The organism is Micromonospora sp. WMMD1082 (assembly GCF_029626175.1).
In the GTDB taxonomy this organism is placed as follows: domain Bacteria; phylum Actinomycetota; class Actinomycetes; order Mycobacteriales; family Micromonosporaceae; genus Micromonospora.
This window is the reverse complement of record NZ_JARUBM010000002.1, coordinates 5315220-5330978: the sequence shown is the minus strand read 5'-3', so window position 1 is coordinate 5330978 and position 15759 is coordinate 5315220. Positions and strand designations below refer to the sequence as shown.

Here is a 15759-nt window from a genome sequence, read left to right as displayed (position 1 = left end):
GCTCCTATCGGTAGTCCACACAGAGGGCGTGGTAGAGCAGGACCTGGTCGCTGAGTTCGGCGCAGCGGCGCAGGGTCAGGTCAAGGCGGCGCTCGTAGCCGAGCGCCTGGTGCGGTAGGAGCACGCCGATCGCGGTGCCGCTGTGTGCCACCACGACACCGACCCCACCCGCCTCGGCGCAGATCGCGAGCATCGCGGTCAGGCACCGCTTGGGCCGCAGCTGCTGGTTGATCTCGGCGCTGCGAGTGGCCACCCGGCCGACGGTCGCAAGGTCACCCACCGCGACGGCGGTGGTGATGGTGTCCAGCAGGCGCGCGTACTCGGCCCGGGTGGCGGCGGTGAACGGCTTCGGGATGCGGTTGAAGGCGACCGTGTCCACCGTGCCGCCCTCGTCGATGCCGACCACGGTCAGCGGCGGCAGCACGCCGAGGCGGGCCCGCAGCCGTACCGCCCGGTGCGCGAAGGCCACCACCTCCGGGTACATCACTCCGTCGGTGGGTTCGATCTCCCGTAGAAAGTCCTCGATGCCGGTGTCGGGCAGGTGGACGCCGAGCGCGTTGGCGGCCGCGCGGGCGGTCGCCACGAGGTCCGCCGAGGAACTGGCCAGCCCCTTGCCCTCCGGGATGGTGCTGTCGAGCACCAGTCGTCCCCCGGCTCCGGGTGCGTAGACGGCGAGCATCGCCTCGGCGAGTCGGCGTGCCTTGACCTTGTGCGCGGGGACGACACTGACCCCGCCCGAGGCGGCCAGCTCGAAGGTCGCGGTGGCCCACCGGGCGATCGGCAGGGTGACCAGGAAGTCGACCTGATCCGGCAGCACGCCCTGGAGCAGTTCACCGAAGGTGCCGAAGGCGGAGCTGACGCCGGTGGCGGTCCGGGCCCGGTGGGCCTGCCCGGTACTCATGGCGCCACGGTCGCGGTCGGCGGTCCGGCGGCGACGAGGGCGTACGCCTCCCGGACCGCGGACTCGACGGTGCCGCGACGCCGGTGCCACTCGCGCGCCAGCGCGTCGAGCGCGGTCTCCTGGCGGTCCAGCAGGTCACGGACGTGGTCGGGCCGGGCGGAGCCGGCGGAGCACTTGACGGCCAGTTGCCCGTCGCTGTCGAGTCCCCGCAACCGCGCCGCCGGCTCGGTCAGCGGGTGTCCCGCCGCCTCGGCCAGGCGGGCCAGCAGCCGTGGGTCCGGCCGGTCCAGGGGGTCACCGGCGGCCAGTTTGGCGCTGACGTACCGCCCGACGACGACCTGCGCGGTCCGCCAGGGGACGCCCTCGTCGAGGGTGAGCCGGTTGGCGAGGGTGAACCCGCCGAGGAACTCACGGTCGCAGGCGGCCCGCATCGTCTCGGGATGCCAGCGCAGGTGCTCCAGGACGGCCCGCAGCAGGGCAAGTACGCCACGGGCGGATCGGAACAGGTCGTGCAGGTGGGCGCCGGCCTCCTTGGAGACCTCGACCATGTTGCTGTAGGGGGTGGACCGTTGGCCGGTGGCGAGGTCGAGGGCGAGTGAGGTCAGGTGGGCGGTCCGGCCCCGGATCCGCTCCAGCACCGGATAGTTCTTCTTCTGCGGCATGGCCGCGGAGATGCCGGCGAGTTCGTCGGGCAGTTCGACGAAGCCGTAGGCGCTGCTGGCCCAGGCCATCAGGTCGGTGACGAACCGGCTCAGCCCCACGCCGAAGTGGGAGAACTCGCCGGCGATCTCCAGCGCCCAGGCCCGGGACGCGACGGCGGTCAGCGCGTGCGGCTGCGGGCCGGCGCAACCGAGCAGCAGGGCCATCCGGTCCCGGTCCCACGGCAGCTCCTGGCCGCTCATCGCGCCCGCGCCGAGTGGGCTCAGGTTGATCTCGTCGTAGGTCATCACGAGTCGCCGCAGCGTCCGCAGGCAGTGCTCGACCAGTGCGCTGAGGAAGAAGCCGGGCGTGATGACCTGGGCGGCCTGCAGGTGGGTGTAGCCGGGCATCGGCAGGTGTGCGACGGCGCCGGCCCGGTGCCGGGCGACCCGGGCGAGCTCCAGCAGGGCCTCGGCGAGGTCGAGCAGCTCGCTGCGGGCGTACAGGAGGTGGGCGGTGGCCTGGATGTCGTTGCGGCTGCGGTCGACGTGCCAGGCGGGCGGCACCGCCGGCAGCCCGGTCAGCACGTGCCGCTCCAGCGCCAGGCAGATGTCGGAGAGGTTGGCGGCCGGGTCGGCCGTGATCCGCTCGGCGGTGGCCTCGTCGAGCAGCCCGGCGATCGAGGCCGCCTCGGCGTCGGTGACCAGCCCCATCCGGGTGTACTCGGCGAGCAGCACCCGCTCGACGAGCCGGTACCAGCCGAGCAGGTGGTCGGCCTCGAACCGGAACTGCGGTGCCAGCACGTGCTCGTGCAGGACGGCGGACGGCGCACGGCCGAGCCGCCCGGTGAGCGGCGGGGTCGGGTCCGCGACCGGTCGCCCGGTCACGCGGCGATCCGGGTGGCCACGACCGACCGGAGGAGGTCGACCACCTCGACGGCGTGGGTGCGGAGGAAGTGCCGTCCCGCACCGGGCAGGACGACCGGCCGGGCCGCCGGGGCGAAGCGCCGCCAGGCCCGCTCGGGGTGCGGCTCGGCCGCCAGCCGCATGTCGTTGTCGCCGGCGACGACCCAGGTGGGAACGGGCAGTTCCGGCCAGCCGTCCCGGGCGTTCTGGAGGAAGTGCGCGGCACCGCGGGTGTCGTGCCGGTATGCCCGTTCGATGAGCGCCTCCCGTTCGCTCTTGAGCTCGTCCAACTCGGTGTAGGTGGCCTCGGCGGCCATCTGCCGGCGGATCTCCCCCTCCCCCATCGCCTCCAGCTGGGCGAGATCCGCCGCGAGCTGTGTCGGGTCGGCGGTGGCGGCGGCGAGGAAGAGCTGGGCCGGCGGGCGGCCCCGCTCGTGCAGCCGGCGGGCGCATTCCAGCGCGATCGCCGCACCGGCGCCCTGGCCCCAGAGGATCAGCGGCGTGGTGGTGCGCGCGGCGATCTCGTCGGCGAGCCGGCCGGCGACCTGCGCCACCTCTGCCAGGGGCTCGTCGGGGCGGGCGAGGTCGTGCCCGGGTAGCTCGGTGGCGAGCAGCGCACAGTTCATCGCCGTCAGGCCGGCGACGAGCGGTTGGAAGTTGAGCGCGGTGCCGGCCGCGTCGGGCACGGTCACCACCGTCGCGACGGGCCGCTCCGGCGCGGCCAGGGCCTGTAGGAGCAGCGCCTGGTTGGTGCTGCTCGCGGCCTGGGCGAGGTCGGCCAGCACCGGATTGCTGGTCAGGTCGGTGAGGGTGATGAGGTGCTTGAGCTTGACGATCAACCGGACCGCCGAGAGCGAGTTGCCGCCGAGGGCGAAGAAGTTGTCGGTGCGGTAGATGTCCTCCAGCGGGCGGTTGAGTACCTCGGCCCAGGCTGCCGCGAGCCGGCGCTCCAGCGGGTTGGTGGCCGGTTCACGGTCCTGGTGCGCGGTTGCCTGGGTGCCCGCCCGGAGGGCGGCGGCGACCAGCGCGGCCTTGTCCACCTTGCCGTTCTCGGTCAGCGGCAGCGCGTCGAGCTGGTGGACCGTGGAGGGGACCATGTGGGCCGGCAGCAGGTCGACCAGCCGACGTTTGAGATCCGGTACCGGTTCGTCGGCGGTGAAGAAGGCGGCGAGGCGCTTGCTCGTCCCGATCGGGACGACGACGAGGCAGGCGGAGCGTACGCCGGGCACCCGCAGGACGGTGTTCTCGACCTCACCGACCTCGACGCGCATTCCACTGATCTTGACCTGCTCGTCGCGGCGGCCGAGGAACTCCAGATGCCCGTTGGGCAGCCAGCGGCCGTAGTCGCCGGTCAGGTACATCCGCTGGCCGGGCTGGAACGGGTCGGCCACGAAGGCGAGAGCGCTCCGGTCCGGGTCGTTGATGTAGCCGGGGCCGACGCAGCGACCGGCGAACGCGATCTGTCCGGGCGCGCCGAAGGGTACCGGGGCGAGACGACTGTCCAGGATGTACACCGACACGTTCTGCACCGGGCGGCCGACCGGGACCAGTTCGGTGGCGGGCACCGCCCGCATGATCTCGTGCGTCGTGTCGTCCGAGACCTCGGTGGCGCCGTAGGCGTTGACCAGGGGGACGTCGGGGAAGCATCCGAACCACCGGGCGACGAGGTTGCGGGAGATGGCCTCGCCGGTGACGCAGACGATCCGCAGTGCCGGGCGTTGCTGCGGGGCGAGGTCCAGATGGCCGAGGAGGACCTCGAGGTAGGAGGGGACGAGTTGCAGGACGGTGATCCGTTCCCGGTCGAGGGTGGCGAGGAACGCCTCGACGTCGAGGATCACCTGCGGCGGCACGAGGACGGTGCGACCGCCAACCAGCAGCGGTGCCAGCACCTGCCACAGGGAGATGTCGAAGCACTGCGGCGCGTTCTGGCAGACGGCGTCCTGTTCGCTCAGGTCCAGGTCGTCGATCTTGGCGCTCAGGTGGTTGAGCATGCCGTCGTGGGCGCAGACCGCTCCCTTCGGCTCGCCGGTGGAGCCGGAGGTGAAGTAGATGTACGCCGGGGCGTCGGCCGCCACGGACACGCGCGGGTCGGTGGTGGCTCCGGGCGCCTGCAGCGGAAGGACCGGGACGTCGGCGATCGGTTCGACCGACGCCTCGGCTAGGAGCAGTCGGGCGGCGCTGCGCCGCAAAATGCCGACGATCCGGGAGCGCGGATAGGCCGGGTCGACCGGGAGGTAGACCAGACCGGCCTTGAGGATGCCGAGGATCGCGGCCACCCACGGCAGGGTCCGCTCGCTGAGCACGGCGACGACATCGCCGGGACGCGCACCGGCCTCGACGAGCCGGTTCGCCACCGCGTTGGCGCGCTGGTCCAGTTCGGCGTACGTCCACCGCAGCTCGCCGAGGACGGCGGCGACCGCCTCCGGGGTACGCCGGGCCTGTTCGCCGATCAGCTCGTGCGCCCGCCGGTCGGGTAGCTCGCGCAGCTCGCCGTGGAGCACGTTGAGCTGCCGCCACACGTCCTTGCCGGTCAGCAGTGAGTGCTGCTCGTGCGGTGCGTCCAGGTCGGCGGCGATGGCCCGCAGGACCTCCCCGAGGTACTCGCCGACCCGTGACGCGTCGACGTGGCGCAGCAGGTCGGCCCGGTGCCGCAGCAGGACGGCGCCCGGTGGTTCACCGTCGAGGGTGGCCTCGCCGGTGTCGGTGCCGAGCAGGGAGCGCCAGGGGCCGGGGGGTAGCTCAGGCTCCCCGGTCAGCACCGACCTGACCTTGGTCCAGGCTGCGGCGGCCACCTGCCCGGGTGGCACCTGCGCGGCGTGGGCCGCCCTCGTCACGGCGGCGGCCGCCTCGTCAGACAACTTCCATCGATCGTGGTCGACCGGTACCGATAGCGACTCTGTCACGTACTCGCCCCTCCCCACGTGCGCATCCGTAGTCAGCGTCTAGCAACTACTGTAATCTCTTCACAACTACAGTCAATATCAGGTGACTGGGTGGCTTGGCCGGATGGCCGGACACGAAGGGTCGACCGAAACGGAGGTACGGCGCGTGGAGCGGATGCGCCTGCCCAACGGCTGTGACGTCGCGCAACTGAACGCCGGCGAGACGAGCCTGATGTACCGCAACATCGTGACCGGACGCGCCTACCTGCAACACGGCGTCACGCTGACGCCGGGTGGGACCGTCTTCGACGTGGGGGCGAACGTCGGCATCGCCTCGCTCTTCTTCCACTGGGAGGCAGGTAGCCGCGTCCTCGCGTTCGAACCCGCACCCCGGTGTTACCAGGCGCTCGCCGCCAACTTCGCCGAACACGGCGTCCGCGGCGCCGCCTACCCCTTCGCCCTGTCGGACCGTTCCGGCAGCGCGGTGCTCACCAACTACCCGGAGATCACCGCGATGACCAGCTTCCACGCCGACCGGGAGTACGACGAACAGCTCACCCGCACCTTCCTCGCCAACAGCGGGTTCGACACCGACGACATCGAGGAGATGGTGGCCGGCCGGCACCACAGCGAGACGCTCACCTGCGAGCTGCGGACCTTCTCCGACGTCGCCGACGAGCTGGGCGGCGCACCGATCGACCTGGTGAAGATCAACGTCGAGAAGGCGGAGGTCGAGGTGCTGCGCGGGATAGCGGAACGACACTGGCCGGCGATCCGACAGGTCGTCGTGCAACTGCACGACATCGCGGGACGGCTGCACCACCTGCGCCAGGAACTCACCGGCCGCGGATACCGGGTCGGTGTGGCCCAGGATCCGCTGCTCACCGGCACCGACATCGTCGAGTTGTTCGCGGTACGCACGCACGGAGGCGCGGGATGAACCAGCTGACCGACGTGGACCTGGGCGATCCCGAACTGTACGTCAGCGGCGACCCGTACCGGGTCTGGGACCACCTGCGTGAGCACGCTCCGATGTACCGCAACCGGCGGCCCGACGGCGCCGAGTTCTGGGCGATCACCACCCACCGCCTGGCCACCGCCGTCTACGAGGATCGACAGTCCTTCACCTCGGAACGCGGGATGCGCATCGGCGGTGAGGGTGCCGCCGGGCGCGCCTCCGCCGGCAAGATGCTGATCGTCACCGACGGGATCCGGCACCGGCGGATGCGCGACGTGCTCAACCCGGCCTTCACCCCGAAATCGGTACACCGGCTGGAGCAGAGCATGCGCGCCATCGTGCGGCAGCTCCTCCAGGAGGTACGCGACCTCGACTCCTTCGACTTCGTGGACCGCTTCGCCGGGCGGCTGCCACTCTACGTCACCTGCCAGCTGCTCGGCGTACCGCGCGACGACTGGGACCTGATGATCGAGCTGACCCGTACCGCATTCGGCTCGGTCACCGAGGTCGACGGCGAGCCGATCAGCGCCGAGTCACAGGAACAGGCGCATGCCGACATCTTCCTGTACTCGGCGGACCTGATCGCCGAACGCCGCCGCAGGCCCGGCGACGACCTCGTCAGCGCCATGGTGACCGGGCAGTCCGCCGGCTACCGGATGTCCGACGAGGACATCCAGGTCAACATCAACGGCATCCTGACCGGCGGCAACGAGACCACCCGGCACGCCACGGCCGGTGGCGTGCTGGCGTTCGTCCAGAACCCGTCGCAGTGGCACCGGATGCGGCACGAGACCGGCGCCGTCATGCCGACCGCCGTCGAGGAGATCCTGCGCTGGACCGCGCCGAGCCTGCACGTCATGCGCACCGCGCTCACCGACGTCATGGTCGGGCCGCAACTCGTCGAGGCCGGTGAACAGGTGACCGTCTGGAACCCGGCGGTCAACCGCGACGAGGCGGCCTTTCCCGACGCGTCCCGCTTCGACATCACCCGATGGCCCAACCGGCACGTCACCTTCGGCATGGGGCAGCACTTCTGCATCGGGGCCGCCCTGGCCCGGCTCGAACTGCGGGTCGCCCTCGACGCCCTGGCCAGCCAGGTGACGCGCTTCGAGCTGACCGGACCGGTCCGCCGGCTCAGGTCGAACCTGATGTGGGGTCTGGACCAGCTTCCCGTACGCATTCACCTGGAGGACGATCGTGACTGAGGCGCTGACCTCCGCGGGGCCGACGGGTGCGCTCGGCGCGCCGACCGACCTGACCGACGACCCCCGACACGTGGAGTACTGGCGGCGGCACCTGCGGGGCGCCCCGCCTCGGCTCGGCCTGCCGTACGACCGGCCACCGGTGCCCGGTGCGCCCCTCACCGCCGCCTCCTGCGAGCTGACGCTGCCACCGGAGGTCGGCCGGGCGGTCGGCCGGCTGGCCCGGCGCGAGCGGGCGAGCGCCCTGATGGTGGTGACCGCCGCCGCGGCCGGCTGGGCGTCGCGCCTCACCGGACAGGACGACGTGCTGGTCAGCACGCCACTGGCGCGGGCCCGGCACCCGGAACACGTGCTGCCCGTGACGGTACGTCTCGACTGCGCCGGTGAGCCCACGTTCACCGATCTCCTGCGCCACACCCGGGACGTGCTGCTCGACGCGTTGGCGCACCGCAACCTCGACGCGTCGACGCTGCTGGCGATCTCCGGGCCTCCGCAACTGGCGGTCTCGGTCGGCCCCACGCCGCCGCCCATGTGCGACGGCACCGAGCTGCACCTGTGGGTGGCCGAGGACGGCGGCCGGGCCCTGCTGCACTACCGCTCGCCCTGGTTCGCCGCGGCCACCGCGCGGCGGCTGCTGGACCAGCTCACCCTGCTGCTGGCGGGTACCGCGGTCGACGACGGCACCCGGCTGTCCGAGCTGCCGATGCTCAGCCCGGCCGACCGGGAGCTGCTGGACCGGCTCCCCCGCCATCGCGCGGACGCACCGTTGGCCGTACCGGCGCAGCTGTTCGCCGAGACGGCCGCGGCCCGACCGGACGCCGTCGCGGTCCGGACCCGCGACACCACGATCAGCTACCGGGAGCTGGAGGACCGGGCGACGAGGCTGGCACATCACCTGCGGCGGTCGGGCGCGGGTCGCGGCTCGGTGGTGGGTGTCTGCGTCGGACGCGGTGTGGATCTGCCGCTGAGCTTCCTCGCGGTGCTCAAGAGCGGGGCGGCGTACCTGCCGCTGGATCCCCGGCACCCGGCCGAGCGGATACGCGACATCCTCACCGCCGCCGGGGCGTCGCTGGTCGTCACCACCAGCGGCGAGGCCGGTGCGGTGGCCGCCCACACCGGTCCGCTCCTGCTGCTCGACCGCGACGCGGAGGCGATCGCCGCCCAGCCCGACACTCCCGTCACCGACCCGCCGGCCGCAACGGACCTGGCCTACGTCATCTACACCTCCGGCTCGACCGGACGACCCAAGGGGGTGGAGATCACCCAGGCCGGACTGGCCAACCTGGCGGTGACGTTGCGGGACCGATTCGCGGTGGGCCCGGACGACCGCACGTCACTGTTCTCCTCGGCGGCCTTCGACGCCTCCGTCTGGGAGATGGCGATGGCCTTCGCCGGTGGGGCGTCGCTCGGTGTCCTCAGCACCGCCGAGGCGACCCCGGCGGAGATCGCCGCGGAGATCCGGGAGCTGGGCCTGACCGTCGGCACGTACCCACCGACCCTGCTGCGCGCGCTGACCCCGGACGATCTCGGCAACCCGCGCGTGGTCGTCTCCGCCGGGGAGCAGTGCGACACCGACCTGGCCGCCGTCTGGGCGCCCGGCCGCCGTTTCGTCAACGCGTACGGGCCGACGGAGACGACCGTCTGCGCCACCTTCACCGACGTCGCCGCGCCGGTCACCAGCGCGCCCCCGATCGGCGTGGCCCTCCCGAACCTGGCGGTCTACCTGCTCGACCGCGCGTTGCGGCCGGTGCCGGTCGGCGCCCCCGGGGAGATCTTCGTGGCCGGGGTCGGACTCGCCCGCGGGTACCGGGCGCAGCCCGCGACGACCGCTGCGGCGTTCCTGCCCGACCCGCACGGCCCGGCCGGCTCGCGCATGTACCGCACGGGTGACCTCGGACGGTTCGGCAACGACGGCCAGTTGCACCACCTCGGTCGGGTGGACCACCAGGTGAAGCTGCGCGGCTTCCGGGTCGAGCTGGGCGAGATCGAGCATCACCTGATGGCACAGCCAGAGGTCCGGGACGCCGCCGTGGTGGTACGCCGGGACGGCGGCCACGACCGGCTGGTGGCGTACCTGACCCTCAGCGACCCGACCATCGACCCGGTGGCGCTGCGCGGAACGCTGCGCGCTCCGCTGAGCCGGGCACTGCCGGACTACATGCTCCCGGCCAGCTACCTGGTGCTGGACGCGATGCCGCTGAACAGCAGCGGCAAGATCGATCGCGCGGCCCTTCCCGAGCCCTCGGGCGAGGCTGCCGACGAACCGGCCGGGCAGTGGCAGACCCCGGATGAGCAGCGCATCGCCGGCTACTGGCGGGAGGCGCTGGGCGTACCGAGGGTGGGGCGCACCGACAGCTTCTTCGAGTTGGGCGGGCACTCGCTGGTGGCAGCCCAGATGATCGGCTCGGTCCGGCAGGCGTACCAGCTCACCCGGTTGCCGATGCGCCTGTTGTTCGAGAAGCCGGTGCTGGCCGACTTCGCCGCGGCGGTCAGGCGGCTCCAGTCCGCGTGACCCGGACACCTCAGCCGGTTAGGTCCTCCGCGATGACCCGCAGCAGGGCCGGCGAGGGGTCCAGGAAGGCCCAATGGTCGCCGTCGAGACTGACCGCGCGGTCCCGGCCGAACCGGGTCCAGCCAGCGGTCAGGCTCGGCGGCACCGTGCGGTCGTGCCGCCACGACAGCACGGTGACCGGGCAGGGCATCGTGCCGGGCGGGGCACCGCCGAAATCGCGGTAGGCGCGCAGGTCACCCTCGACCGCCTCCATGGCCAGCTCGACGATCTCCGGTGACGGCGCGACGCCACGCGCCCGCATCAGGTCGGCGACGACCTCGGGCAGGCGGTCTGCGGGGACGTCGAGCAGGCCGCCGAACGGCACCTGGTCGGGGGCGACCATCGAGGAGGCGAAGAAGCGCCGTGGCGGGTGGCCGGCGGCGGCCAGTCGCAGCGCCACCACGTAGGCGGCGAAGACGCTGTTGCAGTGCGCGAAGAGCGCGTACGGCCGGTCCAGCAGCGGCGCCACCGCGGCCAGCAGGTCCTCGGCGAACGGTCCGTACGCCTGGTGTGCCGGTTCCAGCAGCCGGTTCTCCCGGCCCGGTGGTTGCAGCAGGCAGACCTCGACGTCACCGATGCGGCGCGGCCAGCGGTGGTACATCGAGGCGCCGGCGCCGAGGTACGGCAGGCAGAACAGGCGGCTGGCCGGGTCACCCTCGACCGGGCGCAGCAGCCATCCGTTGGCGCGGGCGGCATCTACCGGCATGGTGTCCTCACCTCACGGGAGACGGATGCGGGCGAGCGCGGCGCGGTCCACTTTCCCGGTCGTGGTGGTGGGCATGGTGCGCAGCGCGCCGATCGCCGCGGGTCGCAGGTATCCGGGGAGCCGGTCGCACAGGTACGCGCGGAGCGTGTCGAGCGCCGTCACTGGCGCGGCCGGACGCAACTGCACGTACCCGACGAGGCGCTGGTCCGCGCCGGCCGGTACGACCACGGCGGCGGCCACCGCGACGTCGGGATGTTCGCTCATCACGTTCTCGATCTCGCCCAACTCGATCCGGTGACCACGGATCTTCACCTGGTCGTCAGCGCGGCCGCGCAGTTCGAGTCGCCCGTCGGGCAGCAGCCGCGCGCGGTCGCCGGTGCGGTAGAGCCGCTCGCCGGGATGGTCGGGATCGGGCACGAAGCGCTGCGCGGTCAGGGCGGGCCGGCCGAGGTAGCCACGGGCCAGGCAGGCGCCGCCGAGGCAGAGCTCACCGACCGTACCGGGCGGCACCGGATGGAGCGCGGGGTCGAGCACCACCGCCCGGGTGCCAGGAATCGCGACGCCGATGGGCAGCACGGCGGGCGGTGGCCCGGGGCGCACGATGTCGCTGACGGCGTACATGGTCGCCTCGGTGGGACCGTACAGGTGGTGGACCCGTTCGACGCACTCCGCCAGTCGCCCGCCGAGCGCGGGCGGCACCCGGTCGCCGCCGATCAGGGCGACGAGTCCGGCGGCACCGGTCCAGCCGGTGGTGAAGAGCAGCTGCCAGGTCAGCGGCGTGGCGTGCAGGTAGCGCGGGGTGGTGGCGGCGAGCAGCCGAGCCAGGGCGGGACCGCTGCGGGCCTCCTCGCGTCCGGCGATCTCGACCTGACCGCCGGCGCAGAGCGGTAGCAGCAGTTCCAGCATGGCGATGTCGAAGGTGGGCGGGGTGACCGCGAGCCACCGCTCGCCGGGGGCGTAGGCCAGCGCACGGGCGGTCGCGGTGAGGCAGTTGACCAGCGCGCCGTGGGTCACTCCGACGCCCTTGGGCCGCCCGGTGGAGCCGGAGGTGTAGAGCACGTACGCCAGCTGGTGCTGGTGCCCGTCGAAGCCGATCTCCCCCGGCGCCGGGGCCAGCGTGTCCAGCCGGAGCACCGGCAGCCCGGCCAGGGCGGGCGGTACCGGTCGCGCCCCGTCGGTGAGCACGAGGCGGGCCTGGGCGTCGGCGGCGACATAGCCGAGCCGCTCCGCCGGGTGGGTGGCGTCCATCGGGACGCACACCGCGCCGGACGCGGCGATCCCCAGCAGCGCCCCGGGCAGGTCGACGCCGCGGTCTGCCAGGAGGGCGACCCGGTCCTCGGCCCGTATCCCGGCGTCGGCGAGCCGGTCGGCCACGGCGCGGGCCAGGCCGGCGACGGCCCGGTAGTCGCGCGACCGGGCGCCGTGGCGCACCGCGGGAGCGTGCGGGGCCCGCCGGATCCACGGCCACACCAACTGCGGTACGGCGATCGCCGCACTGGTCGTCGTCATCCGATGGTGTCGGTGATGAAGCGGGCGAGCCGCCCGACGCCGTCGACGATCTCCTGCTCGGTGAGGTAGCTGACGGACAGGCGGATGGCACGCAGTCCCGCCTCGGCGCCGGGCTCGACGTGGAAGTAGCTCATCGGGGTCCACAGCACGCCGTACTCGCGGGCGCAGTGGTCGAGTTGCTCGTCGGCGGCGACGAACGGCACGGTCAGGCTGAGGAAGAAGCCGCCGTCCGGGTCGTTCCAGTCCACACCGAGCCGTTGGCGCAGCGGCGGCGGGAAGTGGCGGTCCAGTTCGGTGCGCAGCAGGCGCATCATCGCCGAGTACCGGCGGGCGGCCGGTGCGGTGGCCTCGCCGAGGCGATGGCCGGCGCGCAGCAGCAGCCCGCCGACGAGGGCCTGGCTGACCGGCGAGGTGTTCACCGTGACCATGCTCTTGATCTTGCTGAGTTCGTCGGCGAGCAGGCCGACGCCGTCCGGCCGGTGCACGACCTGGTCGGCGATGACGTAGCCCACCCGGGCGCCGGGAAAGGCGGACTTGGCGAAGGATCCGACGTGGACGACCTGCCCGTGCCGGTCGAGCGCCTTGAGCGTGGGTGGCCGATCCGGCGGGCAGAGCAGCCGGTACGGGGAGTCTTCGAGCACCAGCGTGCCGTGCGGGCGCAGCACCCGCAGCAGGCGCTCGCGGGCGTCCCGGCTCATGGTGGTGCCGGAGGGATTGGCGGCGTCGGGGACCAGGTACAGCAGGCGGGCCCGCCGGCCCTGGGCGGTGAGCCGCACCAGGAGACGGTCCAGGTACGCCGGGTCGGGACCGTCGCCGGTCTCGGGCACCGCCAGCACGGTCACGCCGAGCAGGCTCGCGACGCCCGTGATGCCGGTGTAGCACGGGTCGGGCACCAGCAGGACGTCGTCGGGGCCGGCACAGAGCGCCCGGACGGTGATCAGGAGGCCCTCCTGCGCCCCCACCGTGATCACGTACGCCTCGGGGGCGGCGCGGATCGCCTCGTCCTCGGTGACGGTCCGGGCGACGATGTCGCGGATCGTGCCGGCGGTCGGTCCGTACTGGAACAGTTCGCGGGTCAGCGCGGTCTCACTGTGCCCGTCCGCGCATCGGTGGTCGAGGTAGGCGCGCAGGTGCCCGGTCAGCTCCGCCAGGTCGTACCCGTCCTCGAACGGGCGGCCGGGCGCGAACGACACCGCCTTCGGGTAGCGGGCGACGATCTCGTTGAGGAAGGTCATGGTGCGCAGGACGGGATGACGGAGGCTGGCGTGCAGCTGGGTGAGGTGCAGACCGGTCGACGGCGGCGCGCTGGCCACCGGGTCGGTCGCCCGGCCGGTCGACGGCGGCCCGCCGGCCGGCTCGTGAACTCCGATCGCCGGGGCGGTGATCGTGGCGGGGCCGATGCCGGCGACGGTGGCCAGACCGGCCAGGAGCATGCACTCGGTGGTCTCCTCGATCAGGATCCGGAGGACGTCGCCGACCCCCTGCTCCCCGTCGACGGCCAGCCCGTGCAGCACGGGCCGGCCGACGAACACGGCGGTGGCGCCCAGGGCCAGCGCGGCCAGCACGTCGCCGCCACCGCGTACGCCGCCGTCGAGCAGGACGACGACGGAGCTGTCGACGGCGCGTACCACCTCGGAGAGCGCGTCGACGGCGGCGGGTACCCCGTCGAGCTGCCGTCCGCCGTGATTGGAGACGACCAGGCCGGCGACGCCCGCCGCGACGGCCAGCCGGGCGTCCTCGGCGGTCAGCACGCCCTTGACGATCACCGGAAGGGCCGTGGCGTCGCAGAGCCGTGCGACGGTGTCCCAGGTGAGCCCGGTCGCGAAGCTGGTCGCCGCGTGCCCGGCGGGACGGCTGGCGCCGTCGCGCCACGACGCGGGCAGGTTGACCGGCACGACCCCGTCCGGCAGTCGGAAGCCGTTGCGCAGGTCACGCAGGCGTCGGCCGAGGCAGGGGACGTCGACGGTGAGGACCAGCGCTTCGAAACCGGCCCGCTCGGCCGCGCCCACCAGGTTCGCCGTCTCGGCCGGGTCGCGCAGCGGATACAGCTGCAACCACAGCGGAGCGGTGCTCTGCGCGCGGATCTCGGCGAAGGTGCGGCCCGCCATCGTGCTGACCACCAGCGGTACGCCGTGGGCACCGGCGGCCCGGGCGGAGGCCAACTCCCCGTCCGGGTGGACCAGCGTGTGGTACGCCATCGGCGCGATGCCGACCGGGGCGGCCCAGCGGCGGCCGAGGACGGTGACGCCCGGGTCGACGGTGGTCACCCCGGTGAGCACCCGGGGCCGGAGCCTGATCCGGCCGAACGCCTGACGGTTGGCCGCGAGGGTGCGTTCGTGGCCGGCCCCACCCTCGACGAAGTCCCAGATGTCGGCGGGCAACGTGGCGCGGGCCGCCGACGCGAGGTCTTCGAGGGTGAGGTAGGGCCGGTGCGGTGCGGTCATCGGCTGCGGGCGCTCTCGCGTTGGCGCTCGCGTTCGACCGCCTCGTAGAGGGCGCGGATGTTGGCGCTGCCGAAGCCGCGGGCGTCGTTGCGCTGGATGAGTTCGTAGAAGAGGGTCCGGCGCGGGTACGGCGAGCGGGTGAAGATCTGGAGCAGGTAACCCCACTCGTCGCAGTCGGCGAGGACCCCGGTGTCGCGCAGGTCCTCGATGCGGTCGCTGAGCGAGGTGACCCGTTCGAGGAGGGTCTCGTAGTAGACGCCCGGTGGGGTGAGGAAGGCGATCCCGGCGTCGCGCCCCTGCCGCACGGCGGTGACGATGTCGTCGACCAGGAAGGCAAGGTGCTGTACGCCGGCACCCGAGTGCCGGTCGAGGAACTCGTCGATCTGTCCGGGCTCGTGTGACAGGTCGGGCTCGATGAGGGTGAACGTGATGGCGCCGGAAGGGCTGCGTACCACCACCGAGTCCATCGCCTGCGCACCCACCTCGATGTACTCGCTGGAGTAGCGGGGCAGACCGAAGGCGGACGCGTAGTGGTCGGCCGTCTGCTGCAGGGTTCCGCCGGGCAGGCAGACGGCGATGTGGTCGAGCGCCTGCACGTCGAGAGCACCCCGGGCGACGGCGGGCTCGGGCAGCGACGTCCATTCCAGACCGGGTGGCAGTGGAGCCGCGCCGGTGGGCAGCAGGGTGTGCACGACGGGCCCGAACCCGGCGGCGACCGCGACGCCCGGCGACGCGGGCAGCATCGGGGTGCCCGCGCGGACCAGCGTTCGCACGTCGGCGTCGAGGTCGGTACTGGTCATCGGGATGTCGATGATGCCGGCGCCGTGCCGGTCGAGATGTCTGGCAATGGGCCCACCGGTGCCCACCGGGGACGACACGACGATGGTCACCGGGCCGTTGCGCAGCGCCAACGCCCGCCGGTCGGCGTCGGCGGCGCTCGCCGCCGGCACGAAGGCGAGCCGGTCGCAGAGGTAGTCGATGGCGCCCTGCGGTTCGTCGGTGACCAGGTCCAGGTACGGGATGTCACGAAACACTTGGACTCCCACCGCTGTTAACTGTTGT

Annotated in this window: 10 protein-coding genes; 3 read left to right on the top strand and 7 right to left on the bottom strand. The window is 72.8% G+C overall.

The window, feature by feature from the left end; translation table 11 throughout:
• Positions 1–4: 4 nt before the first annotated feature.
• Genes O7615_RS24580 through O7615_RS24570 form a run of 3 tightly spaced genes read right to left on the bottom strand, consistent with a single transcriptional unit; the run spans position 5 to position 5303 of the window.
• Entirely contained in the window at positions 5–901 is an 897-nt protein-coding gene (locus O7615_RS24580) for a kinase (RefSeq protein WP_278180153.1), read from the bottom strand.
• Entirely contained in the window at positions 898–2427 is a 1530-nt protein-coding gene (locus O7615_RS24575; RefSeq protein WP_278180152.1) for a lyase family protein, read from the bottom strand. The genes O7615_RS24580 and O7615_RS24575 overlap by 4 nt, the downstream gene beginning before the upstream one ends.
• Positions 2424–5303, bottom strand: coding sequence for an amino acid adenylation domain-containing protein (locus O7615_RS24570; protein ID WP_278180151.1), 2880 nt, complete (start codon positions 5301–5303; stop codon positions 2424–2426). Before O7615_RS24570 ends, O7615_RS24575 begins: the two co-directional genes overlap by 4 nt.
• Positions 5304–5502: 199 nt before the next feature.
• On the opposite strand from O7615_RS24570, the gene O7615_RS24565 reads away from it, so the two are divergent.
• Genes O7615_RS24565 through O7615_RS24555 form a run of 3 tightly spaced genes read left to right on the top strand, consistent with a single transcriptional unit; the run spans position 5503 to position 9999 of the window.
• Complete coding sequence (locus O7615_RS24565; protein ID WP_278182214.1) at positions 5503–6267, top strand: FkbM family methyltransferase; 765 nt, start codon at positions 5503–5505, stop codon at positions 6265–6267.
• Positions 6264–7490, top strand: coding sequence for a cytochrome P450 (locus O7615_RS24560; protein WP_278180150.1), 1227 nt, complete (start codon positions 6264–6266; stop codon positions 7488–7490). The genes O7615_RS24565 and O7615_RS24560 overlap by 4 nt, the downstream gene beginning before the upstream one ends.
• Positions 7483–9999 (top strand): amino acid adenylation domain-containing protein, encoded by a 2517-nt coding sequence (locus tag O7615_RS24555; RefSeq protein ID WP_278180149.1) that lies wholly within the window; start codon positions 7483–7485, stop codon positions 9997–9999. Before O7615_RS24560 ends, O7615_RS24555 begins: the two co-directional genes overlap by 8 nt.
• 10 nt (positions 10000–10009) lie before the next feature.
• Here O7615_RS24555 and O7615_RS24550 read toward each other — a convergent pair whose 3' ends face one another.
• Genes O7615_RS24550 through hppD form a run of 4 tightly spaced genes read right to left on the bottom strand, consistent with a single transcriptional unit; the run spans position 10010 to position 15731 of the window.
• On the bottom strand, positions 10010–10744 hold the full coding sequence (locus O7615_RS24550; RefSeq protein ID WP_278180148.1) for a thioesterase domain-containing protein: 735 nt from the start codon (positions 10742–10744) through the stop codon (positions 10010–10012).
• Between the two features lie 12 nt (positions 10745–10756).
• On the bottom strand, positions 10757–12253 hold the full coding sequence (locus O7615_RS24545) for an amino acid adenylation domain-containing protein (RefSeq protein WP_278180147.1): 1497 nt from the start codon (positions 12251–12253) through the stop codon (positions 10757–10759).
• Positions 12250–14697 (bottom strand): aminotransferase class I/II-fold pyridoxal phosphate-dependent enzyme, encoded by a 2448-nt coding sequence (locus O7615_RS24540; protein WP_278180146.1) that lies wholly within the window; start codon positions 14695–14697, stop codon positions 12250–12252. The genes O7615_RS24545 and O7615_RS24540 overlap by 4 nt, the downstream gene beginning before the upstream one ends.
• Entirely contained in the window at positions 14694–15731 is a 1038-nt protein-coding gene (gene hppD / locus O7615_RS24535) for a 4-hydroxyphenylpyruvate dioxygenase (protein WP_278180145.1), read from the bottom strand. The genes O7615_RS24540 and hppD overlap by 4 nt, the downstream gene beginning before the upstream one ends.
• Positions 15732–15759: the final 28 nt, after the last annotated feature.

Coding starts and splice junctions, on each gene's coding strand:
- O7615_RS24565 (WP_278182214.1), top strand. CDS start 5,503: ATGCGCCTGCCCAACGGCTGTGACGTCGCGCAACTGAACGCCGGCGAG.
- O7615_RS24560 (WP_278180150.1), top strand. CDS start 6,264: ATGAACCAGCTGACCGACGTGGACCTGGGCGATCCCGAACTGTACGTC.
- O7615_RS24580 (WP_278180153.1), bottom strand. CDS start 901: ATGAGTACCGGGCAGGCCCACCGGGCCCGGACCGCCACCGGCGTCAGC.
- O7615_RS24545 (WP_278180147.1), bottom strand. CDS start 12,253: ATGACGACGACCAGTGCGGCGATCGCCGTACCGCAGTTGGTGTGGCCG.
- O7615_RS24550 (WP_278180148.1), bottom strand. CDS start 10,744: ATGCCGGTAGATGCCGCCCGCGCCAACGGATGGCTGCTGCGCCCGGTC.
- O7615_RS24540 (WP_278180146.1), bottom strand. CDS start 14,697: ATGACCGCACCGCACCGGCCCTACCTCACCCTCGAAGACCTCGCGTCG.